17 protein-coding genes are annotated in these 23,152 nt (G+C 69.2%); 12 read left to right on the forward strand and 5 right to left on the reverse strand.

All coding sequences use genetic code 11. The features are described 5' to 3' along the window. Positions 1-42 precede the first annotated feature (42 nt). A complete protein-coding gene (locus AC1DSZ_RS23710; protein WP_476840770.1) occupies positions 43-3,561 on the forward strand; it encodes a hypothetical protein in 3,519 nt (1,172 codons plus the stop codon). Positions 3,562-3,594: 33 nt separating this feature from the next. Here the strand turns inward: AC1DSZ_RS23710 and fliP are convergent, their stop codons facing one another. Next, a complete protein-coding gene (gene fliP, locus AC1DSZ_RS23715) occupies positions 3,595-4,353 on the reverse strand; it encodes a flagellar type III secretion system pore protein FliP (protein WP_476840771.1) in 759 nt (252 codons plus the stop codon). A gap of 956 nt (positions 4,354-5,309) precedes the next feature. Beyond that, a complete protein-coding gene (locus tag AC1DSZ_RS23720) occupies positions 5,310-7,016 on the reverse strand; it encodes a hypothetical protein (RefSeq protein ID WP_476840772.1) in 1,707 nt (568 codons plus the stop codon). Between the two features lie 191 nt (positions 7,017-7,207). On the opposite strand from AC1DSZ_RS23720, the gene flgB reads away from it, so the two are divergent. From flgB to AC1DSZ_RS23770, 10 genes are all read left to right on the forward strand, one after another. Further along, positions 7,208-7,597 (forward strand): flagellar basal body rod protein FlgB, encoded by a 390-nt coding sequence (gene flgB, locus AC1DSZ_RS23725; RefSeq protein ID WP_476840773.1) that lies wholly within the window; start codon positions 7,208-7,210, stop codon positions 7,595-7,597. A 6-nt stretch (positions 7,598-7,603) separates the two neighbouring features. Continuing rightward, complete coding sequence (gene flgC / locus AC1DSZ_RS23730) at positions 7,604-8,014, forward strand: flagellar basal body rod protein FlgC (protein WP_476840774.1); 411 nt, start codon at positions 7,604-7,606, stop codon at positions 8,012-8,014. Positions 8,015-8,060: 46 nt separating this feature from the next. Next, entirely contained in the window at positions 8,061-8,384 is a 324-nt protein-coding gene (fliE, locus tag AC1DSZ_RS23735; RefSeq protein ID WP_188518913.1) for a flagellar hook-basal body complex protein FliE, read from the forward strand. 250 nt (positions 8,385-8,634) lie between these two features. After that, positions 8,635-8,901, forward strand: a complete 267-nt coding sequence (locus tag AC1DSZ_RS23740) for a flagellar biosynthetic protein FliQ (RefSeq protein WP_476840775.1) — start codon at positions 8,635-8,637, stop codon at positions 8,899-8,901. 76 nt (positions 8,902-8,977) lie between these two features. Further along, positions 8,978-9,739: a flagellar biosynthetic protein FliR gene (fliR, locus tag AC1DSZ_RS23745; RefSeq protein WP_476840776.1), complete on the forward strand. Its 762-nt coding sequence runs from the start codon at positions 8,978-8,980 to the stop codon at positions 9,737-9,739. 3 nt (positions 9,740-9,742) lie between these two features. Next, positions 9,743-10,810 (forward strand): flagellar biosynthesis protein FlhB, encoded by a 1,068-nt coding sequence (gene flhB, locus AC1DSZ_RS23750; RefSeq protein ID WP_476840777.1) that lies wholly within the window; start codon positions 9,743-9,745, stop codon positions 10,808-10,810. A gap of 20 nt (positions 10,811-10,830) precedes the next feature. After that, on the forward strand, positions 10,831-13,410 hold the full coding sequence (cckA, locus tag AC1DSZ_RS23755; protein WP_476840778.1) for a cell cycle histidine kinase CckA: 2,580 nt from the start codon (positions 10,831-10,833) through the stop codon (positions 13,408-13,410). Positions 13,411-13,888: 478 nt separating this feature from the next. Beyond that, on the forward strand, positions 13,889-14,974 hold the full coding sequence (recA, locus tag AC1DSZ_RS23760) for a recombinase RecA (protein ID WP_476840779.1): 1,086 nt from the start codon (positions 13,889-13,891) through the stop codon (positions 14,972-14,974). Between the two features lie 542 nt (positions 14,975-15,516). Then, entirely contained in the window at positions 15,517-18,168 is a 2,652-nt protein-coding gene (gene alaS / locus AC1DSZ_RS23765; protein WP_476840780.1) for an alanine--tRNA ligase, read from the forward strand. A 77-nt stretch (positions 18,169-18,245) separates the two neighbouring features. Continuing rightward, positions 18,246-19,400: a cyclic nucleotide-gated ion channel gene (locus AC1DSZ_RS23770; RefSeq protein WP_476840781.1), complete on the forward strand. Its 1,155-nt coding sequence runs from the start codon at positions 18,246-18,248 to the stop codon at positions 19,398-19,400. Positions 19,401-19,460: 60 nt separating this feature from the next. Here AC1DSZ_RS23770 and AC1DSZ_RS23775 read toward each other — a convergent pair whose 3' ends face one another. From AC1DSZ_RS23775 to AC1DSZ_RS23785, 3 genes are all read right to left on the reverse strand, one after another. Further along, positions 19,461-20,672 carry an NADP-dependent isocitrate dehydrogenase gene (locus AC1DSZ_RS23775; protein WP_476840782.1) on the reverse strand — a complete coding sequence of 404 codons (1,212 nt, stop codon included), beginning with the start codon at positions 20,670-20,672 and terminating at the stop codon, positions 19,461-19,463. A 222-nt stretch (positions 20,673-20,894) separates the two neighbouring features. Next, positions 20,895-21,626: a TadE/TadG family type IV pilus assembly protein gene (locus AC1DSZ_RS23780; protein ID WP_476840783.1), complete on the reverse strand. Its 732-nt coding sequence runs from the start codon at positions 21,624-21,626 to the stop codon at positions 20,895-20,897. Next, positions 21,623-22,105, reverse strand: coding sequence for a TadE/TadG family type IV pilus assembly protein (locus AC1DSZ_RS23785; RefSeq protein WP_476840784.1), 483 nt, complete (start codon positions 22,103-22,105; stop codon positions 21,623-21,625). Before AC1DSZ_RS23785 ends, AC1DSZ_RS23780 begins: the two co-directional genes overlap by 4 nt. Positions 22,106-22,385: 280 nt before the next feature. Here AC1DSZ_RS23785 and AC1DSZ_RS23790 point away from each other — a divergent pair. Further along, a partial coding sequence (locus AC1DSZ_RS23790) for a TadE/TadG family type IV pilus assembly protein (protein ID WP_476840785.1) occupies positions 22,386-23,152 on the forward strand: 767 nt, incomplete at its 3' end.

The raw sequence follows: 23,152 nt of genomic DNA on the forward strand, positions 1-23,152 counted from the left end.
CGCCCGGCGTTTTTGGGCGGCGTCGATCCAAGTCGAGACGGGATGTCCTTGCGCCGTTGGAGAGGATCCGATGCGGGCGTGCGGCCGGCGAGCCGCGCGATCGTGGGCCTGTGCGTCGCAGCCGCGCTGCTGTTCGACGGCGGCTCGGCGTTTGCGGCCAAGTCCACCCTCCGGGCCATGGAGATGAACGGCTACGGGCGGGCCGTGTTCAGCTTCGAGGACCTGCCCAAGGCCACGGTGAAGTCCGTGAACGGCGTCATGCTGGTGACGTTTGATCGGCCGGTGGATTTCTCGGTCGAGAAGCTGACCTCCGAGTTGCCGAGCTACATCTCCGCCGTGAGGCTCGATCCGGACAACAAGACGGTCCGCATGGCGCTGCAAAAGCCGCTGCGCGCCAATCTGATGGAAGCCGGCGACAAGCTGTTCCTGGATTTCCTGCCCGACAATTGGAAGGGCCTGCCGCCGAGCCTGCCGCGCGAGGTGATCGAGGATCTCAGCCGCCGCGCCAAGGAGGCCGAGGACCTTGCCCGCAAGCTGGTGCGCAAGAAGGCCAGCGAGGAGGTCAAGGACCTCACCTTCCGGGTCGGGACGACGCCCACCTTCTCGCGCCTCGTTTTCGAGCTGCCGGTGTTCGCGCCCGTGGACCTGTCCAAGGACCAGGACAGGGTCGACCTGGCGTTCCTCGCCAATCTGCGCCTCGACGCCGCGCGCCTGAAGGCGGCGCTGCCGAGCCTGATCAAGGACGTGCAGGTCGAGACCGCCGACGGCCAGCTCAAGATCGGGCTCACCACCGCGCCCGGCGTGGATGTGCGCGGCTTTCGCGAGGACGACAACTACGTCCTCGATCTCGCGCCGCCCAAGCCGCCCGCCAAGACGGCCGGCGGCAAGAACCCGCCGAGCCCGGAAGCCGCCCCGAAGGGTGAGGCAGGCGCGAAGCCGGCCGAGGCCGCGGCCGTTCCGGCGCCGACGCCCTTCAACGCCGTCACGGCGCCGATCCCGGCCTTCCCGCGCGCGGCAGACGCCGAGGACCGGGGCCTCAGCGCCACTCCGGCGCAATATGCAGAGATCAAGGTCGGCGTGTCGGCCGAGCGCGGCTCGGTGCGGCTCAACCTGCCGATCTCGCCCGCCGTCGGCCTCGCGGTGTTCGACCGCGCCGGCGTGGTCTGGATCGCGGCCGAAACCGAAGCGCCGTTCGAGCCGTCGCAGATCGGGATGGTCGCGCCCGGGCTGATCACCAAGGCGGACGTGCGGCGCGTGGGCCGGCTCTCGATCCTGCGCCTGTCGCTGAGCAAGCCCGCGCTGGTGCGCGCGGCCGCGACCGAGCGCGAGTGGGTGGTCACGATCGGGGACGAGCTCGTGGCCCAGAGCGGGCAGGTGGCGTTCACGCGCGGGGCCGCGCCGGACGGCCGCACGGTGGTGCGCGCGGCCTACCCGGACGTCGCGTCCGTGCACTGGGTCGAGGACCCGGAGGCGGGCGACAAGCTCGCGATCGTGGCCGGGCGCCGCGGCGCGCGCGGGGTCGTGAAGGCGCAGGGGTTCGTGGACTTCCGCGTGCTCCCGAGCGCGCAGGGCGTGGTCGTGATCCCGAGCTCGGACGACGTGGCCGTGCGCGCGGGCGTGGATGACGTGAGCATCACGCGCGACGGCGGGCTCGTGGTGTCCGCGCTGCCGGAGCTGCCCCTGCCGGCGCGCGAGGGCGCCGAGGGCCCGCGCCTGGCCGTGGACAAGGAGGCGTGGGCGCAGGGCCGCGCCGGCGCGGTGCGCGATCACCGCCGGGCGCTGGAGCGGGCGGCCGCCGACGCGCCGCGCTCCTCGCGCGCGGACGCGCGCCTGAACCTCGCGCGCTTCGAGCTCGCGGCCGGGCTCGCCCAGGAGGCCGTGGGCACGATCGAGGTCGCGGTCGCGGACAGCCCGGACGTGGGCGTGGACAAGTCCACGCAGGTGCTCCTGGCGGCCGCGCAGGTGATGGCGGGTCGCGCCTCGGAGGGCGTGCGCCTCCTGTCCACCGACGCGCTCGCGAACGAGCCCGAGGCGCTCCTGTGGCGCGCCTACGCGGACGCGCAGCAGCGCCGCTGGCCGCAGGCGCTCGCGGGCTACCGCCGCGCCGCGCCCGTGCTCGCCGCCTACCCGGACGACCTCCAGGCCATGATGCTCCCGGCGTTCGCGGAGGCGGCGCTGGAGGGGCGGGACTTCAGCCTGGCGCAGCGGCTGCTGGACCAGGTGCAGGGCCACGCCGGAACCAAGGCGGACCGGGACTACGCCCTGCTGGTGGCGGCCCGGGTGGCGGAGGGCGTGGGACGCGTCGAGGAGGCGCAGAACGCCTACGAGAAGCTCGCCAAGACGGCGGTGCGGCCCGTGGAGGCGGCGGCGCGGCTCTACGGCATCGTGCTCGGCCTGAAGGACCACACGCTCGACCGCAAGGCGGCCGTGCCGGCGCTCGAGGTGCTCTCGGTGGCGTGGCGCGGCGACGACATCGAGATCAGGACCCTGGCGACGCTCGGCCGTCTCTACGCCGAGGAGGAGCGCTGGCGCAACGCGTTCCAGGTCGCCCGCCAGGCGAGCCTCCTCTACCCCGACCACGAGGTCACGCGCTCGCTCTACGACGAGGCGGCGACCCGGTTTGAAGCGCTGTTCCTCGAGGGCAAGGCCGACACGATCCCGCGCCTCGACGCGCTGGCGCTGTATTTCGACTTCAAGGAATTCACCCCGCCCGGAAGGCGCGGCGACGAGATGATCCGCCGGCTGGCCGAGCGGCTCGTGGCGCTCGACCTCCTGGGCGAGGCCACCGACCTGATGCAGTACCAGGTCGACAACCGCCTGAACGGCGCCGCCAAGGCCGCCATCGCGTCGCGGCTGGCCGTGCTCTACCTGATGAACCGCCAGCCCGCGAAGGCCTACCGGGCGCTCACCGAGAGCCGGCTGGCCGAGCTGCCGCAGGAGATGAAGCGCGGCCGCACGCTGCTGGAGGCGCGCGCGCTGTCCGACCTGTCGCGCACCGACCTGGCGCTGGAGATCATCGACCCCGAAACCGGGCCGGACGTGGAGCGCCTGCGCGCCGACATCCTGTGGCAGGGCCGGCGCTGGCGCGAGGCCGGCGAAGTGTTCGAGCGCATGGTCGGCGACCGGTGGCAGGGCGCGACCCCGCTGACCGACGGCATGCGGGCCGACGTCATGCGGGCCGCCATCGCGTATGGGCTGGGCGACGAGGGGCTGGCGCTGGAGCGACTCCGCGCCAAGTTCTCCACCAAGATGGCCGACAGCGCCGACGCCAAGAGCTTCAGCATCGTGACGTCGCCGAGCGGCATGCGGTCGGGCGAATACCGCGACGTGGCGCGCTCGGTCGCGAGCGCCGACACGCTGTCGGAGTTCCTGAGCGAATACCGCAAGCGCTATCCCGAGACCCCCGCGCTGCCGCCGCGCGCGGCGCGCAAGCCGAAGCCCGGCGACCCCGCGCCGCCGCCCCCGGCCGTGCCGCCGCAGGCCGGCGCGACCGAACCCGGCAAGACCGAGCCCGGCGAAGGCAAGAAGGCCGAGAACAAGACGGGCGACGGCAAGGCCTGACGCTCCGTGGTCGTCCGGCGCGAGCGCCCGCGCTCAGCTGCCGTAGCTCTGCACCAGGCTGCCGGCCACCAGGCTCCAGCCGTCCACCAGCACGAAGAAGATCAGCTTGAACGGCAGCGCCACCGTGACGGGCGGCAGCATCATCATGCCCATCGACATCAGGATCGACGCGACCACGAGGTCGATGATCAGAAACGGGATGAACAACAGGAAGCCGATCTCGAAGGCCCGTCGGAGCTCGGAGATCATGAAGGCCGGGATCAGCGTGGTGAGCGGCGTCGCCTCGGGCGTGGCCGGCCGCGCCTCGCGCGAGAGGTTGATGAAGAGCTCGAGGTCCTTTTCGCGGACGTGCTTGAGCATGAAGGTGCGGATCGGCTGCGCGCCGCGGTCGAAGGCCTGCTGGGCCTGGATCTGGTTGGCGAGCAGGGGCGTGACGGCGGTGTCGTAGACGGTGCGCAGCGTCGGGGCCATCACGAAGGCGGTCAGGAACAGCGCCAGGCTGACGATCACGGCGTTGGGCGGGGCCGTCGGCGCGCCGATCGCCGAGCGCAGCAGCGACAGCACGACGACGATGCGGGTGAAGGACGTCACCATCACGACGGCGGCGGGCGCCAGCGACAGCAGCGTGACCAGGAACACGAGCTGCAGCGCCCGCTCGTTGACGCTCTGCCCGGCGCCGAGATCCAGCGACAGCGTCTGCGCGGCGGCGGCCCCGGCCACGAGCACGCCCGCCGCGACCAGCATCGCGGCGAGCGGGCCGCGCATCATGCGGAAGCGAATCCCTCGTGCCATCTTGCGACCCTAGGAGATCCGCAGTGCGGGGGGCACCCGCGGAGCTGTCGCAGGCAAGCGTGGGCTGTGGAGAACCGAGTGTGCGGCTTCTGGCCCTGGAAGTCTGGGGCCCCTCCGTGGTGCGCCTCGCCGTCATTGCGAGCCGGAGGCGAAGCAATCCAGCCTAATGGCCGGGTCTTAGACGGGATGCTTCGCTGTCGCTCGCATTGACGGGAGGGTGTCCCGAGGTTTGCACGAAGGATAAGCCCGTCTCGCCGTCATCCCCGGCGACCTGCGGAGCAGGTCGGGAAGGGGATCCAGAGCAAAGGCGCTCACCCCTGGATCCCCTTCCCGGCGCTGCGCGCCGCCGGGGATGACGGGGAGGGTGGCCCGGCTTCGCGGAAGCAGCACCGTTCAGGGGCGGAGGATGAACCACTCCGGTCGAGCGCCTCGCCGTCATTGCGAGCCGGAGGCGCAGCAATCCAGCCCAAGGGTTTGGCGTTAGGCTGGATTGCTTCGCTGTCGCTCGCAATGACGGGAGGGTGGCGCCGGCGTTTCGCACCAAGGCTAGACCCGCCAGCTGCGTCCCACCGAGGAATTGACGGGGGGTGGCCCGACCGTCTCAACGCCTCGCCGTCATTGCGAGCCGGAGGCGAAGCAATCCAGCCTAATGGGCTGGCGTTAGACTGGATTGCTTCGCTGTCCCTCGCAATGACGGGAGGGTGGCGCCGGCGGTTCGCACGAAGGCTAGACCCGCCAGCTGCGCCCCACCGAGGAATTGACGGGGGGTGGCCCGACCGTCTCAACGCCTCGCCGTCATTGCGAGCCGGAGGCGAAGCAATCCAGCCTAATGGCCGGGTCTTTAGGCTGGATTGCTTCGCTGTCGCTCGCAATGACGGGAGGGTGGCCCGACGTTTCGCACAAAGGCTGGAACCCGCCCGCTGCGCGCCGCCGGAACGGCGGCGGGCGGCTTGGCGTCAGCCCTTGGGGCTGACGTCGCGGCCGAGGAGGCGGGACATCTCGGCTTCGAGGGAGTCGAAGTCGACAAGGTCCGTCGGGCGCGGGGCGGGGCGTTGGGCCGCCGCGGCCGGGTTGGGGGCCGGCGCCGGTGCGGCTGGAGCCGGGGTCGGCGGCGGAGCGGCGGCTTGCGGAGCGGCCGGCGGCGGGGCGGCCGGCGTGGGCGCAGGCGGCGTCGGGACGGTGAAAGCCGGCGGCTGTGGCTGCGGCTGCGGCTCGACGCGGGGCGCGGGCTCGGCGGGTCGTTCCGGCCGGGGTTGGGGCGGGGGCGTGAAGGCCTGAGCGGGCGGGATGGCGGGCTCGGCGGGACGCGGAGGCGCAGGCGGAGTGGCCTGGACAGCCGGCTCGGGGGCGGGCGGCGGGACCGGGCGGCTTTGCTCCGGCGGCAGAGACCGCTCCGGCGGCGAAGACCGCTCCGGCGGCGAAGTCCGCTCGGGCGCCGAAGGGGCCGCGGGCGGAGGCGGTGCGGCGGGCTGCGGAGGGCGCGGGGCGTCGGCGGGCGCCGCGAAGGGGCGCTTCAGCGCCGCCTCGAGCTTGCGGGCCATGTCGGACAACTCGGCCTGGGCGGCCGCCGCGCTGGCGGCCTGGCTGGCCGGAGCGGCCGCCCCCGTATCCTGACCGGGCCCAGCGTTCGGCCGCGGTTCGGCCGCGGGTCGTGCGTCGACCGGACGGAAGTCAGGCGCGTTCCGAGGCTCCGGGCGGAGCGAGGGCTCCGGGCGCATCGGCGGGTCTTGCCGCATCGGGGGATCCTGCCGCATGGGCATGTCCTGCCGCATGGGTGGGTCTTGCCGCATGGGCGGGTCTTGCCGCATCGCCGGCTCGGGACGGAACTGGGGCGGAGGCGGCGCCTGCTGCGGGCGCATGGGCGGCATCGGCTCCGGACGGGCCGCGCGGGGCGGCTCCGGGCGCGCTTCGGCGCGCAGCAGCGGCTCGGCGCCGAGATCGGGCTCGGGGCGGATCACGTCGGGACGGCGCGGCGGGGGAGGCGGCGGAACGTTGCGCGGCGTGTCGACAGGCAGGCGCGGCGGCATGGCGGCGGTGGGCGGCACGGGCGCGACCGCGGGAGAAACGGGCGCCTCGGGCCGGTAGCCGTTCGGGCGCGGGGGCTCGGCGCGCGGGGGCTCGAAGCGCGGCGGCTCTTGCCGGGCGGATTCTTGCCGCGCAGGCTCATGCCGCTGCTGCTCTTGCCGCTGAGCATCCAGGCGCGGCGCCTCCGGCCGGGTCTCGGCGCGCAGGTCGGCGGCGGCGGGCGCTTCGGGGCGCAGGTTTTCGGCCCGCGGCGGCTCGGCGCGTGGGGGCGCTTCGGCGGCGGGTTCGGTGCGGGGCGCGTCCGGGCGCGCGACCTCGGGCCGCTGCTGCAGCTGCTCGGCGTATTCGCGGGCGCTCAGTCCGGCGCGCACGATGGTCTGCTCGACCACGAGGTCGTTCGGACCGCCGATCATCAGCAGGTGCTCGACATTGTCGCGGCGGACGATGACGAGCTGCCTCTGCCGGTCGAGGTCATAGGCGTCCACCACGCCCAGGCGCGGCTGCCGGTTGCGGGACATGCCCCCGGCCATGTTGAGCCTGGCGCCGGCCAGACGGCGCAGCAGCAATGCGAACAGGGCCAGAAGGATGAAGATGACGACGAACGCGACCGCCCAAACGGCCGGCGTCGGCAAGGTCACTCCAAAGATCGATTGCAACGCTGAAACACTCCCCGACTGGCCCGCAAGGTCCCCACCCGCGAGTTGAACATAGCACGCCGTCGTTCAACAGCATGCGTCAAGCCCCCAACACGCCTGCTCCACTACAGTTCGTTTACTCGACGTTAACCATGGGGGCGGCATTTTTTGCCCACCTGCCGCGGAGACCCGCCATGAGCGGAATGGGACTTCCCCTTGTCGACCAGCTGAAGACGCGGATGCAGTGGCTGCAGACGCGCCAGAAGCTGTTGGCCGAGAACGTCGCCAACGCGGATACGCCGAACTTCCGGCCTCGCGATCTCCAGGCGCTGTCGGCGCCCGGGCAGGCGGGCGGCATCCAGCTCGAGGCGACGTCGGCGGGGCACATCACGACGGGCGGCGGCCCGGGCGCGCCCGGCGGCAAGGCCGGCCAGAAGTTCGAGACGCGTCCTTCCGGCAATTCGGTGACGTTGGAAGACGAGATGACCAAGCTCGCCGACACGCAGATGGACTACCAGGCCGTCGCGAGCCTCTATTCCAAGAGCCTGTCGCTTCTCAAGATCGCCATCGGCAAGAGAGGCTGACGGATCATGGATTTCCTCCGCTCGCTTTCCATCGCGGCGTCGGGCCTCAAGGCCCAGGCTGGCCGCATCCGGATCATCTCGGAGAATATCGCCAACGCGGATTCCACCGCGCTGAAGCCCGGCGGCGATCCCTACCGGCGCAAGATCCCCACCATGGACCACAAATTCGAGCGCGAGCTCGAAGCCCAGACGGTGACGATGGGGCGCGTGCGCAAGGACCAGAAGCCCTTCGAGATGCGGCACGAGCCGGGGCATCCGGCCGCCGACCGCAACGGCGACGTGAAATATCCCAACGTCAATCCGCTGGTGGAGCAGATGGACATGCGGGAGGCGCAGCGAAGCTACGAGGCCAACCTCAACGTGATCAGCAGCACGCGCCGCATGCTCGCCAAGACGCTCGACATCCTCCGCATCTAGCCGCGCCTGACACCCACCCGCCCGACCTTCCACGGAGACGCCCACCATGGCCAGCCCAACAATCGCGGCCGGCGCCTATGCGGCGACCCAGCGCCTCGCCAACCCGACCGCCGGACGCGCGATGCCGGGCGTGGGCGGAGCCGGCGGCGGCGGCCCCAGCTTCGCGGAGGCGCTCGGCAACGTGCTGCAGACGGTGGCGGACGCCGGCAAGCAGGCCGACCAGCAGGCCAGCAAGGCCGCGATGGGCAAGGCCGACATGGTGGACGTGGTGACGGCCGTGGCCGAAACCGAAACCGCGCTGGAGACCCTCGTGGCGGTGCGCGACCGCGTGATCGCGGCTTACGAGGAAATCATGCGGATGCAGATCTAGTTTTTGGCCGAGGAGGGTTGCGAAGACCCTCACCCCAGCCCTCTCCCCTGGTGGGGAGAGGGGGCCGGTTGCGGCTGCGGCGCCGGGCGCGCCCTTCGCCCCGGCACGGGGAGAAGGTGGCCCGAAGGGCCGGATGACGGGTTTGGGCGGCCGGGCGCCAGGCGCGCGAAGGCCTCACCCCAGCCCTCTCCCCTGGTGGGAAGAGGGGGCCGGTTGCGGCCTTGATCGAACAGGAATTGGAACAGCAAGCGTGACAGGCCCGGAAGTTCTCGACGTCGCCCGCGACGGCATCTTCACCTTCCTGAAGGTGGCGAGCCCGCTGATGCTGATCGCGCTGGCGGTGGGCGTCGTGATCTCGCTGATCCAGGCGCTGACGCAGATCCAGGAGCAGACGCTTGTGGCGGTGCCCAAGATCATCGTGCTCGGGCTGGCGATGATCCTGCTGCTGCCGTTCATGGGAGATGCGCTGGCCGGATACATGACCCGGGTGGCGACGCGAATCGCAACGGGCGGCTAGAATGAGCCCCGGCGCGCTGGCGGGCGGATTCGGTTCGCGGCTTCATGCCGGGGCCGGCGCGCGGAACGGGGCGGGGATGGGGTTCACCTTCGGGCCGGCGGTCGCGGCCCTGTTCATGGTCGTGTTCGCGCGCGTCGGCGTCCTGATGATGCTGATGCCGGCGCTGGGCGAGCGCTTCGTGCCCGCCCGGGTGCGGCTGGCCTTGGCGGTGTTCCTGACGCTCGCGATGATGCCGATCGTGCGGCCGCTTCTGCCCGCGCAGGCCCTGCAGGGCAATGCGGTGTTCACGACGCTGTTTCTGGAGCTCGCGATCGGGCTGATGATCGGGCTTTGCGCCCGCATCGTGATCGCCAGCCTGCAGACGGCGGGCAATTTCGTCTCGCAGGCGCTGGGGCTGGGCTTCGCCGAGACCGTGGACCCATCGCAGGGCGGGCAGGCGGCGGCGCTCGGCAACCTGCTCACCATGCTGGGCGTGACGCTGCTGTTCGCCACCGACGGGCACCACATGGTGATCGCCGCCATCGGGGGCAGCTACACGGCGCTGCCGCCCGGCGCCGCGCCGCCCACCGGGGACGCCGCCATGCTGGCGCTCGGCACCATGGGCAAGGGCTTCTCGATCGCGGTGCAGATCGCCGCGCCGTTCATCGTGTTCGGGGTGATCATCAATCTGGGGCTGGGCGTGCTGTCGCGGCTGATGCCGGCCCTGCAGGTGTTCTTTCTCGGCATGCCGGCCACCATCATGATCGGCTTCATCATTCTTCTGGCCGCCATCGGGACCATGATGGCGGTGTTCCTCCGGGAGGTCTCGGACTTCCTGCTGCCCTTCATGGCGCGGTGAGCCATGGCGGGCGAGGACGACCAGGAAGACCGCACAGAAGAACCTTCCCTCCGACGCCTCGAACAGGCGATCGAGAAAGGCGACATCGCCAAGAGCCAGGAGGTCAACACCTGGTTCGTGCTGGCCGGCGGCACGCTGGCGCTGGTGGCGGTGGCCGACAGCGCCGCGAGCTCGCTGAAGGTGATGCTGGGCGGACTGCTGGCGCAGGCCGGGCGGGTCTCGGCCGAGCCCGGGGCGGTGAAGATCTACGGCGAATACGGGCTATGGGCGGGGCTGAGCGCGCTCGCTTTTCCGCTCGGCATCCTGATGCTGGCCGGGCTGGCGGGCGGGATGGTGCAGCACAAGCCCTCGCTCTCGACCCAGCCGCTGGCGCCGCAGCTGTCGCGCATCTCGCCGCTGTCGGGCTTCAAGCGCGTGTTCGGCAAGGAGGCGCTGGTCCAGTTCCTGAAGGGGCTCCTGAAGCTTGGCGTGGTGGGCGTCGCGATCTACATGGCGGTGTGGCCCGAGATGGCCCGGCTGGAAAGCTTCGCCACCATGGACGTCGCCATGCTGCTGCAGGCGACCAAGGCCGAGGCCGTCACGCTGATGAAGGCCGTGCTGATCATCTACGCGGTGATCGCCGGCGGCGACTACGTCTACCAGCGCTTCACCTGGTACAACCGGCAGCGGATGACCAAGCAGGAAGTGAAGGACGAGCACAAGGAAACGGACGGAAACCCCGAGATCAAGGCCAAGATCCGGCAGCTGCGCGCCAAGCAGGCGCGCCAGCGGATGATGTCCAAGGTGCCGACCGCCACCGTGGTGGTGATGAACCCGACCCACTTCGCGGTCGCGCTGCAATACGAACCCGGCATGGCCGCGCCGCAATGCGTCGCCAAGGGCCTCGACGCCGTGGCGCTGCGCATCCGCGCGCTGGCCGAGGAAAACGACGTGCCGGTGGTGGAGAATCCACCGCTCGCGCGTGCGCTTTACAAGGCGGTTGAACTCGATCAGGACATTCCGGTCGAACACTACAAAGCGGTGGCCGAAGTGATCGGCTACGTGATGCGCCTGCGCCGGAGGCGGTATTGACGGCGGCGGACGGATGGAACATGGCCTCACGTGACCGGTCGGGACAGGACGCGATGATCGCGGGAGCGGGCGCGTCCGCGCCGGGCAAGCCGCAACGCTCGGGCAGCGCCGCGCTGCTGCTGGCGCTGGCGGGCGTGCTGGTCGGCGCCGCCATCGCGCTGTCGCTGGTGGCGAGCGAGAAGGCCCAGCCGCTGATCATGGGCCTCCTGGCGCTGCTGGCCGTGGTGGGCGTGTTCGCGCTGTTCGCCGGCGCGGTCGGCATCATCGAGTTCGCGGGCAAGACCAGCCGCAACGACCTCACCAAGTCGGTGGTCGATTCGGCCGCCGAGGGCATGATCGTGGTGGAGGGCGACGGACGCATCGCCTACGCCAACGAGGCCTATCTGCGCTTCGCCGGCGCGCGCACGGCCGATGCGGCGCTCACGGCCGAGCGGCTGTTCACCGGCTCGGCGGACGTCTCGGAGGCGATCTACCGCCTCGCCCAGGCGGCTCGGGACGGCAAGAGCGCGTCCGAGGAGATCCGCCTGTCGCCGCCGCTCGGCGCGCTGGACGGGGTGGCGTGGTACCGCGTCCGCGTGCGCCCGGTGGACCGCCCGAGCGGCCGGCGCGCCACGCTGTGGACCATCGCGGACGTGACCCGCGAGCGCGAGCGCCAGGAAAACGTCTTCCAGGAACTCCAGCACGCCATCGACTACCTCGACCACGCCCCGGCCGGCTTCCTCTCCATCGACGCCGCCGGCGACGTGATCTACATGAACGCCACGCTGGCGGGCTGGCTCGACTACGACCTCGCGCAGTTCGGCTCCGGCGGGTTGAAGCTCTCCGACCTCGTGCCCGGCGACGGCGCGGCGCTCCTGTCGGGCGTCATGGGCGGCGCCGGCGAGGTGCGCACCGAGATCCACGACCTCGACCTGCGCCGGCGCGGCGGCCAGTCGCTGCCCGTGCGGCTTTTCCACAGCGTCGCCTACGCGTATGACGGCACGCCCGGCCCATCGCGCACGCTGGCGTTGAACCGCTCGGCCGGCGAGGACGTGGCCGAGGGCCAGCGCGCCGCCGAGGTGCGCTTCGCGCGCTTCTTCAACAACACCCCGCTCGCCATCGCGACCATCGACCGGCACGGCCGCATCGCGCGCACCAACGGCCCCTTCGCCAAGCTGTTCGGCAGCGCCTTCAAGGGCCATGACGGCTCCGCCCCGCGCTCCATGCTGGCCGTGGTGGGCGAGCGCGACCGCGAGCAGCTCACGGCCGCCATTGCGTCGGCGGCGGCCGGGCGCGGCGACATCGCCCCCATCGACCTGGCGCTGGCCGGGGAGGGCACACGCTCGGCCCGCTTCTTCGTCACCACGGTGGAGAACGAGGCCGAGGACGGCGAGGCCGCCATCGTGTACGCGCTCGACACCACCGAGCAGCGCGCCCTGGAGGCGCAGTTCGCCCAGGCGCAGAAGATGCAGGCCGTGGGCGAGCTCGCGGGCGGCGTCGCGCACGACTTCAACAACGTGCTGCAGGGCATCATGGGCTATGCCGACCTGCTGCTCGTGAACCACCGGCCGACCGATCCGTCCTTCCAGGACATCATGCAGATCAAGCAGAACGCCAACCGGGCGGCCGGCCTCGTGCGCCAGCTGCTGGCGTTCTCGCGCCGGCAGACGCTGCGCCCGCAGGTGATGCATTTCGGCGAGGTTTTGTCGGATCTCGGCATGCTGCTGAAGCGGCTGCTGGGCGAGCGCGTCGAGCTCGACGTGCGCCACGGCCGCGATCTCTGGGCCGTGCGGGCCGACCTCACCCAGTTCGAGCAGGTGGTGGTCAACCTCGCCGTGAACGCCCGCGACGCCATGCCGGATGGCGGACGCCTCTCTATCCGCACCTCCAACGTGCACGCCACCGAGCCGGTGACGGCCGGCGAGCAGGTGATGCCGGCGGCCGACTACGTGCTGATCGAGATCCAGGATTCGGGCACCGGCATCCCGCAGGAGATCATCGACAAGATCTTCCAGCCCTTCTTCACCACCAAGGAAGTCGGCAAGGGCACCGGGCTCGGCCTCTCCATGGTCTACGGCTTCGTGAAGCAGTCGGGCGGCTACATCTTCTGCGACAGCGTGGTGGACCGCGGCACCACCTTCCGCATCTACCTGCCCCGCCACTCCGGCGAGGAGCACGCCGACGACCTGCCGGCCGCCAAGCCCGAGAAGGCCCTTGCGCCCGGCGCCAAGCCCAAGCCCACCGCCGACCTCACCGGCCATGGCGTGGTGCTGCTGGTCGAGGACGAGGAGGCCGTGCGCGCCTTCGGGGCCCGCGCGCTCGCCCAGCGCGGCTACACGGTGCTGGAGGCCGCCTCCGGCGTCGAAGCCCTGCAGGTGTTCGACGAGCAGGGCGGCAAGATCGACCTCGTCGTCTCGGACGTCGTGATGCCCGAGATGGACGGCCCCAGCCTCTTGCGCGAACTGCGCAAGCGCGACGGCAAGGCCAAGGTGATCTTCGTCTCCGGCTACGCCGAGGAAGCCTTCAGCAAGAACCTGCCGGACGGCGAGGAATTCTCGTTCCTGCCGAAGCCGTTCACGCTGAAGCAATTGATTGAGGCGGTGAAGACGGCGCTGGGGTGAGCCCTTCTCCCCGGTACGGGGAGAAGGTGGCCCGAAGGGCCGGATGAGGGGCCGATCTGGCCTCCTCACGAGGCGCACGCCCACCCTCACCCCAGCCCTCTCCCCGTCCCGGGGAGAGGGGGCCGATCGCGCCCATGGCGCCGCCGCTACCCTTCGCCCCGGTACGGGGAGAAGGCAGCCCGAAGGGCCGGATGAGGGGCTACTAACTCAACAGCCCGTCATTGCGAGGAACGCAGCTACGAAGCAATCCACGGCGGTGCGCCTGTGCGGCTGGGGGTAGCCCCGCCGCTAGGTGGATTGCTTCGCCTTCTGCTCGCGATGACGGCGCGGAGGCGCTGCCGCTCGCTCCACTTCAGCCTTGCGCCAGGTTGCATTTGGTAGAACAAAAAAAGAACTTGCGAGTGAGAACAAATCGTGATCATTTCAGTCTGTCTCGGTTGAGACTCGTTTCTCGCTCGTGCCATAAGGATCGCCTGCAATGTCGCAATCTTCTCTCCGACTCGTCGAAGGGCAATCCATGGACAAGGCCAAGGCGCTGGACGCCGCGCTCTCGCAGATCGAACGCTCTTTCGGCAAGGGCTCGATCATGCGGCTGGGCAAGAACGAGAAAGCCGTCGAGATCGAGACCATTTCCACGGGCTCGCTGGGCCTCGACATCGCGCTGGGCGTCGGCGGGCTGCCGCGCGGCCGCGTGGTGGAAATTTACGGCCCGGAATCCTCCGGCAAGACCACGCTCGCGTTGCACACCGTCGCCGAGGCCCAGAAGAAGGGCGGCGTCTGCGGCTTCATCGACGCCGAGCATGCGCTCGATCCGGTCTACGCCCGCAAGCTCGGCGTGAACCTGGAAGACCTGCTGATCTCGCAGCCGGACACGGGCGAGCAGGCGCTGGAGATCACCGACACGCTGGTGCGCTCGGGCGCGATCGACGTGCTGGTGATCGATTCGGTCGCCGCGCTCACGCCGCGCGCCGAGATCGAGGGCGAGATGGGCGACGTGCAGCCCGGCCTCCAGGCGCGCCTGATGAGCCAGGCCCTGCGCAAGCTCACGGCGTCGATCTCGCGGTCGAACTGCATGGTCATCTTCATCAACCAGATCCGCATGAAGATCGGCGTGATGTATGGCTCGCCCGAGACCACCACGGGCGGCAACGCGCTGAAGTTCTACGCCTCCGTGCGCCTCGACATCCGCCGCATCGGCTCCATCAAGGACCGCGAGGAGGTCACCGGCAACACGACCCGCGTGAAGGTGGTGAAGAACAAGGTCGCGCCGCCGTTCAAGCAGGTCGAGTTCGACATCATGTATGGCGAAGGCGTCTCCAAGGTGGGCGAACTCGTCGATCTCGGCGTCAAGGCCGGCATCGTCGAGAAGTCTGGCGCCTGGTTCTCGTATGACAGCCAGCGCCTCGGCCAGGGCCGCGAGAACGCCAAGACGTTCCTGAAGCAGAACCCGGACGTCGCCGCCAAGATCGAATCCCAGATCCGCCAGAACTCCGGCCTCCTCGCCGAGCGCATCCTCGACGTGGTGGAACCCACCGCCGAGGACCTGGACGAAGGCCAAGCCTGAGCCCCCGGCCCACGCATCTCCCCGTCATGACGGCGTCTCCCAACGGAGACGCCGTTTGCGTTTGAAGATAGGCGTCCTCCTTGGGGGGAGGGGAGGGCCGCGACGCTCCCCACACCCTCGCCGTCATTGCGAGCGCCAGCGAAGCAATCCAGCTGACGCCGGGCGCTTGGCCCGGCGCCGGGGCCAACCCTAACCACCTGGATTGCTTCKCTGCGCTCGCAATGACGGGAGGGGTCCTGGAAAGTCGTGTAACGGCCGGGAGCGTTGGGCGCCTTGCCTCCGTCATCCCCGGCGACCTGCGCAGCAGGTCGGGAAGGGGATCCAGAGCAAAGGCGCTCGCTCCTGGATCCGCTTCCCGGCGCTGCGCGCCGCCGGGGATGACGGAGAGAGGGGAGCAACACCCCGAATGTCATCACCGGAACGTCCCATCCCGGCAGCGCTTGCGCCAGCCTGCGAAACCGGTTTCCACTTTGCGGCGGCATGCTCTACAAACGCCGCGAGATCAGCTTCGGCGGCCCGCGGCCGCCCAAATCGAGCGACACATGAGCGGCGTCAACGAGATCCGATCCACCTTCCTGGATTACTTCGCCAAGCATGGCCACGAGGTGGTGCCGTCGAGCCCGCTGGTGCCGCGCAACGACCCGACGCTGATGTTCACCAATGCCGGCATGGTGCAGTTCAAGAACGTCTTCACGGGCGTCGAGAAGCGGCCCTATTCGCGCGCCGTGACGTCGCAGAAATGCGTGCGCGCCGGCGGCAAGCACAACGACCTCGACAATGTCGGCTATACGGCCCGGCATCACACCTTCTTCGAGATGCTCGGCAACTTCTCGTTCGGCGACTACTTCAAGGAACAGGCGATCGAGCTTGCCTGGAACCTCGTCACCAAGGAATACGGGCTGCCGGCCGACAAGCTCATGGTCACGGTCTACCATGAGGACGACGAGGCGCACGCGCTGTGGAAGCGCATCGCGGGCCTGTCGGACTCCAAGATCATCCGCATCGCGACCTCGGACAATTTCTGGGCGATGGGCGACACCGGCCCCTGCGGCCCGTGCTCGGAAATCTTCTACGACCACGGCGACCACATTCCGGGCGGACCGCCCGGCTCGCCCGACGAGGATGGCGACCGTTTCATCGAGATCTGGAACCTCGTGTTCATGCAGTACGAGCAGGTCGCGCCCGGCGAGCGCCTGCTGCTGCCCAAGCCCTCCATCGACACCGGCATGGGGCTGGAGCGCATCTCGGCCGTGCTGCAGGGCACGCACGACAATTACGAAACCGACCTGATGCGGGCGCTGATCCGCGCGGTGGCGGAGGCCACCGGCGTGGAGCCGGGTCGCGCCAGCCACAAGGTGATCGCCGACCATCTGCGCGCGTCGTCCTTCCTGGTGGCCGACGGGGTGCTGCCCTCCAACGAGGGCCGCGGCTACGTGCTGCGCCGCATCATGCGCCGCGCCATGCGGCACGCCGAGTTGCTGGGGGCGCGCGAGCCGCTGATGTACCGGCTGGTGCCCGCGCTGGTGCGCGAGATGGGCCACGCCTATCCGGAGCTGGTGCGCGCCGAGCCGCTGATCACCGAGACGCTGAAGCTGGAGGAGACGCGCTTCCGCAAGACGCTGGAGCGCGGGCTCGCGATCCTGGACGAGGAAACCCGCGGCCTAACGGCCGGGCAGAGCCTCAAGGGCGACGTCGCCTTCACGCTCTACGACACCTACGGCTTCCCGCTCGACTTGACGCAGGACGCGCTGCGCTCGCGCGACATCGGGGTGGATCTCGAGAGCTTCAACGCCGCGATGCAAAAGCAGCGCGAGATGGCGCGCGCCGCCTGGCAGGGCTCGGGCGAGGCCGCGACCGAGACGGTCTGGTACGGCGTCAAGGAGAAGGTCGGCGCGACCGAGTTCCTGGGTTACGACACCGAGCGCGCCGAGGGCGTCGTGACGGCGCTGCTGCGCGACGGCCAGCCGGTGGACCGGCTCGAGGCCGGCCAGGATGGCATCGTGCTCCTCAACCAGACGCCATTCTACGCCGAGAGCGGCGGCCAGGTGGGCGACACCGGCCGCATGCTGGGCGCCGATGTTTCGGTGACCGTGCGTGACACGCAAAAGAAGCTAGGCGACGTGTTCGCGCATGTGGCGACGGTCGCGAGCGGGGCGCTGCGGGTCGGCGACGCGCTGGAGCTCGAGGTGGACCACGATCGCCGCGGCGCGATCCGGGCGAACCATTCGGCGACGCATCTGCTGCACGAGGCGTTGCGCCAGGTGCTGGGCGACCACGTGGCCCAGAAGGGCTCGCTGGTGACGCCGGACCGGCTGCGCTTCGACTTCTCGCACCCGAAACCCATCAGCGAAGAGGAGCTCGACCGGGTCGAGGCCATCGTGAACGGCGTCGTGCGCGAGAACGAGCCCGTGGTGACGCGCCTGATGGGCGTGGACGAGGCGGTGGAGTCAGGCGCGCGGGCGCTGTTCGGCGAGAAATACGGCGACGAGGTGCGGGTGGTGTCGATGGGCCCGCCGCGCACCCCCGGCCATAACGGCCCGGCTTTCTCGGTGGAGCTGTGCGGCGGCACGCATGTGCGGCGCACCGGCGACATCGGCGTGGTCAGCATCGTCGGCGAGGGCGCGGTGGCGGCGGGCGTGCGGCGCCTGGAGGCCATGTCGGCGGAGGGCGCGCGGCGCCATCTCGTGGACGACAGCAAGCGGCTGAAGGGCCTGACCGGCCTCCTGAAGGCGCCGGCCGCCGAGGCGGGCGACCGCCTGGCCGCGCTGCTGGAGGAGCGGCGCAAGCTGGAGCGCGAGCTCGCCGAAGCCCGCAAGGCCATCGCGATGGGCGGCGGCAAGGCGGGCGACGCAGGCCTCAAGGCCATCGGCGGCGTCAACGTTATGGCGCGCGTGCTGACCGGCGTCGAGATGCGCGACCTCAAGGGCCTTGCGGACGAGGGCAAGAAGCAGGTCGGCTCCGGCGTGGTGGCGCTGATCGCCACGGGCGAGGACGGCAAGGCCGGAGTCGTGGTGGCGGTGACGGCGGACCTGACGGGCCGCTTCAACGCCGTCGATCTCGTGCGCGTCGCCTCCGAGACGCTCGGCGGCAAGGGCGGCGGCGGACGGCCCGACATGGCGCAGGCCGGCGGCCCGGACGGGTCGAAAGCCAGCGAGGCCCTCGCCGCCATCGAGGCGGCGATCGGCGGCGCTTGAGCTCCGGGGCGCGCCCATCCCCCGCGAAGCGCCTCAGGCGGGCGCGTCGCCGCGCCTATGAAATCCTCGAACAGGCCGTGCCGGGCGACCGGGTGTCGGCCTTCGCGCACCTCTCACTGGTCGCCTTCGTGGTGGCCAGCGTGGCCTCCGTGGTGCTCGAATCCGTGCCTTCGCTGCGGGCGCGCTACGAGGGCGTGTTCACGGCGATCGAGATCGCCTCCATGGCGGTCTTCACGGTGGAATACGCGCTGCGGCTCTGGGCGGCGGTGGAATATCCCAATCTGCGCCACCTGCCGCGCTGGCGCGCGCGGCTGCGGCACGCGCTGACGGCGTCGTCGATCATCGACCTGCTGGCGATCGTGCCGTTCTACCTCGCCTCCATGTTCGCGGCGGATTTCCGCGTGTTCGTGGTGTTCCGGCTGCTGCGCTTCCTGAAGCTGATGCGCTATTCGCCCGGCATGCGCTCGCTGGTGGAGGCCGTCTACGCCGAGCGCCGGGCGCTGGCGGCGTGCCTCGTGATCCTCGGCAGCCTGGTGATCAGCACCGCGGCCGTGATGCACCTGGTGGAGGCCGACGCGCAGCCGGACAAGTTCGGCACGATCCCGGACGCCATGTGGTGGGCCGTGATCACGCTCGCGACGGTCGGCTATGGCGACGTGGTGCCGGTGACGGCGCTCGGCAAGGTGATCGCGTCGCTGACCGCCCTGATGGGGCTCGTAATGCTGGCGCTGCCGGTCGGCATCGTCGCCACGGCCTTCGCGGAGGTGATCCACCGCCGCGAGTTCGTGGTGACGTGGGGGATGATCGCCCGGGTGCCGCTGTTCTCGGAGCTCTCGGCCGAGGAGGTGGTGGCGGTGATGCGCCTGCTGCGCTCCAAGACGGCGCAGCCCGGCGAGGTGATCGTGCGCCGCGGCGAGGTGGGCCACAGCATGTATTTCATCGCGACCGGGCAGGTCGAGATCGAGACCCAGCACGGCAAGCGGCATCTGCTGGGGGAGGGGCAGTTCTTCGGCGAGATCGCGGTGCTGCGCAACGCCCGGCGCACCGCCACCATCCGGGCGGTGATCCGGTGGCAGCTCCTGGTGCTGGACGCCGGCGACCTGCGCCGGCTGATGGAGAGCCGGCCCGACGTCGGGGCCCGCATCAGCCAGATCGCCAGCGACCGCGCCGCCCGCTCGGCCCAGACGGTGACGGACGACTTCACCGGCGAGCATCCGTTCGGCGACCTTTAGATCGCCATGAAAAAGGGAGCGTGTCGCCACGCTCCCTGCATCACTCCAAAGGCGCGGCGCTCAGGCCATCGCGATCTTGAGGTTCTCGTCGATCTTGTCGAGGAAGCCCGTGGTGGAGAGCCACTTCTGGTCGGCGCCGACCAGCAACGCCAAATCCTTGGTCATGAAGCCGGCCTCGACGGTGTCGATGCAGACCTTCTCGAGCGTGGCCGAGAACTTCGCCAGTTCGGCGTTGTCGTCCAGCTTGGCGCGGTGCGCGAGGCCGCGGGTCCAGGCGAAGATGGAGGCGATGGAGTTGGTCGAGGTCTCCTTGCCCTTCTGGTGCTCGCGGTAGTGGCGCGTGACGGTGCCGTGGGCGGCCTCGGCCTCCACGGTCTGGCCGTCGGGCGTCATCAGCACGGAGGTCATCAGGCCGAGCGAGCCGAAGCCCTGCGCGACGATGTCGGACTGCACGTCGCCGTCGTAGTTCTTGCAGGCCCAGACATAGCCGCCGGACCACTTGAGCGCCGAGGCCACCATGTCGTCGATCAGGCGGTGCTCGTAGGTGATGCCGAGCGCGTCGAACTTGCCCTTGAACTCGTTCTGGAAGACCTCCTCGAAGATGTCCTTGAAGCGGCCGTCATAGACCTTGAGGATCGTGTTCTTGGTGGAGAGGTAGACCGGGTACTTGCGGATCAGGCCGTAGTTCAGAGACGCGCGCGCGAAGTCGCGGATCGAGTCGTCGAGGTTGTACATCGACATCGCGACGCCGGCGCCCGGGAACTTGAAGACTTCCTTTTCGATGACCTGCCCGTCGTCGCCCTCGAACTTGATGGTGAGGCGACCCTTGCCGGGCACCTTGAAGTCCGTCGCGCGGTACTGGTCGCCGAACGCGTGGCGGCCTACCACGATGGGCTGGGTCCAGCCTGGTACGAGGCGCGGCACGTTCTTGCAGATGATCGGCTCGCGGAAGATCACGCCGCCCAGGATGTTGCGGATGGTGCCGTTCGGCGACTTCCACATGTCCTTGAGGTTAAACTCCTTCACGCGCCCTTCGTCCGGCGTGATGGTGGCGCATTTCACGCCCACGCCGACCTTCTTGATGGCGTGAGCCGAATCAATCGTGACCTGATCGTTGGTGGCGTCGCGGTTTTCGACAGACAGGTCGAAATATTGGAGGTCGACGTCGAGATAGGGATGGATCAGCTTGTCCTTGATGGACTGCCAGATGATCCGGGTCATCTCGTCGCCGTCGAGCTCGACGACCGGGTTCGCAACCTTGATCTTCGCCATCGGGAAAGCCTTTCCTCAACCTGTCCGTATCGCCTCGGAGCGGCCCACAACGGGGCCTCGCCGGCTCGGCGCACTCCTTAGCATCGGGGCGCGAAGCGGCAAAGCATGCCTTTGGTGGGACGAGGAACTGCGGAGCGCCGAGTGAGCGCTGGATCTGGCGATCGATTGCGTGTCACGCCCGGGCGAGCGCTGACCTGTTCCGGCAAAGAGGAGGGCTCTGCGTCAAGGGCAGGCCTTGACGGTGCTGTCGCCAGTTGGGCGAAGATTGATCTTGCTCGACTGCTCGGAGTTCATCACCGCCATGTGGACCAGCTTGGTCGAGGGCACGATCCCGGACGTGAACCTCGGCGTGAAATCATAGGCCAAGCGAACGACGACGACGTCGTTGGGGCCATACATCCCGTCCGGCACCGTCACGGGCGCGGTCGCGCTGAGCGACGCACCTTTCGGCACCGTTCCGCAGCCGTACTTTCCCCAGGCATATTTGACCTTGCCTGTGAACCCGCCAGACGCTGCCGTGAAGGTCACGACGGCTCCGTCCCATTGCAGCGTACCCCGCCAAGGGTCCCCGCCGGTCGTCTTCAGCTCCGGCATCATGAGCGGGGCGACGTCAACGGCGCGGTGCGACAGTTCCCAATCGGTGATGTCGCCTGACACTTCGGTCAGCGGCCCGCCGGGGGATCTCGACGTGAAAGTCTGCTTCGTTACACCGCCTGCCGCGATCTGCGCGGCGCTGCGCGCGGCGTTCTGCAAACGCCGGTCAGCATTGAAATAACGGATGACGTCGGTCGTCGCCAGCAGCAACGCGAAGATAACCGGAAGAATCAATGCAAATTCGATTGCGGCGACACCTGCATCGTTCCCGCCGAAGTCTCGGGAGGAGCGTGACACTCGTGTTTGACGCATGGCTCCAAGGTCCTTTGCGATGGCAGATCGAACCAAAATGGCAATCATGATCTGTTGATCGTTCCGACTGCCGCCGAAATCGGAAGGACGGTGCTGCCGCCATAGCTCACGACCGGGCCCGTGAGATAGTTCGTGTACACTGGAAACGGGTAGGTGAGCTGGACGGCGACGATCGAGCCGGAGGAGCCGTAGTTGAAGGATTCGGAGCCGAGCGTGGGCGGCGGCGCGAGACGGAACATCGCCAGAGCATCGATCTGGACGGTGAGCTTATCGCAATCGAGACCCTTCAGATTGGGGCAGACGTACTTGCGCTTGAAGGTCGGCAGGTCGAGCCCCTGAGCGGCTCCCTGGCGGACCGCTTCGCTCGCCCTAAAGGCCGCAAGATCGAGTTGCGCGCTCGCCATGTAGCCCAGGCCGACTTCCAAAATCATCATGAAGGAGGCGATCAGCGGGGCCGCGATTAGGCCGAACTCGATGGCAGTCGACCCTCTGGAATCGGACCGGAATGTGCGCCAGATCTTGAGCAAGGCGTCGCCTCCAAACACTTCAAATGCAGAGCGCAACGTGCATGAAAACAGTTTCGTTTTTGTTATTGCGTAGCTGTATATGCCCAGATCTCAATCTGATTTTCTGCAAGTTCAGTTGTGTGTCGACCTGAGATCAAGGCAATCTCGATGCAACCCTAGGTTGTATACTTAGAGTCTATGAACAATTAAAATCATTTAACATTGGCATTACAGCGATTCACTGCGAATTAAGTCGACTTATATATGCTTCCCTGAAATGAATACAAACAGGGAAGCCCCCATGTCCATCATCATCAAGAAGGGCCGCGACTTCCGGCGCGATCAAAGCGGCGCTTCAGCCGTGATGTTCGCGGTCGCGGCCGTGCCTCTCATCTTTGGAGCGGGGGCCGGCGTCGACTATGTCCGCCTCATGACGGCCCGCTCGCGCATGGACACGGCCGCCAATGCCGCCTCGCTCGCCTCCGTCAACATGGCGCGCTACCTGCTGCAGCGGAAATACACCGTAACGCCGCGTGATGGCTGGACGGACGAGGCGATCAATGCCGCGAAGGTCGCAGTGCTCTCGGATGCAGAGTCCGCCGGTATCGCGGCCTTTGAAGCAACGCTCGAGATGAACGGCTCCGTCGGCGCGAATGTCACCCTCTTGGTGCGCGTTTCGATCGTGGACGGCAAGTTCAAGGCGGACGTCAGCTACAATTACGACATGCCGACGACGATAATGAAACTTGCCAATTTCAACACCATGAACATGAACGGCGCCACGCTGGCCGCAGCAGACGTTTCCCCGGCCCCGCCTTCGCCAAAGAGCGGTGGCGGCGGCGGCGGCGGTGATGGGTGCACGGGCGGCGGAGGTGGTGGCGGTGGCGGCGGCGGTACAGGCGGCGGCGGCGGTGGCACCGGTGGCGGCGGAGGCGGCGGTACTGGCGGCGGCGGCGGTGGAGGCGGTGGCGATACCGGCGGTGGCGGTGGCGGTGGCGGTACCGGCGGCGGTGGCGGCGGCGGTGGTGGCGGTGGCGGCGGCGGCGGAGGCGGCGGCGGCGGTGGCGG

It is taken from the genome of Alsobacter sp. P4_H11 (assembly GCF_056400925.1).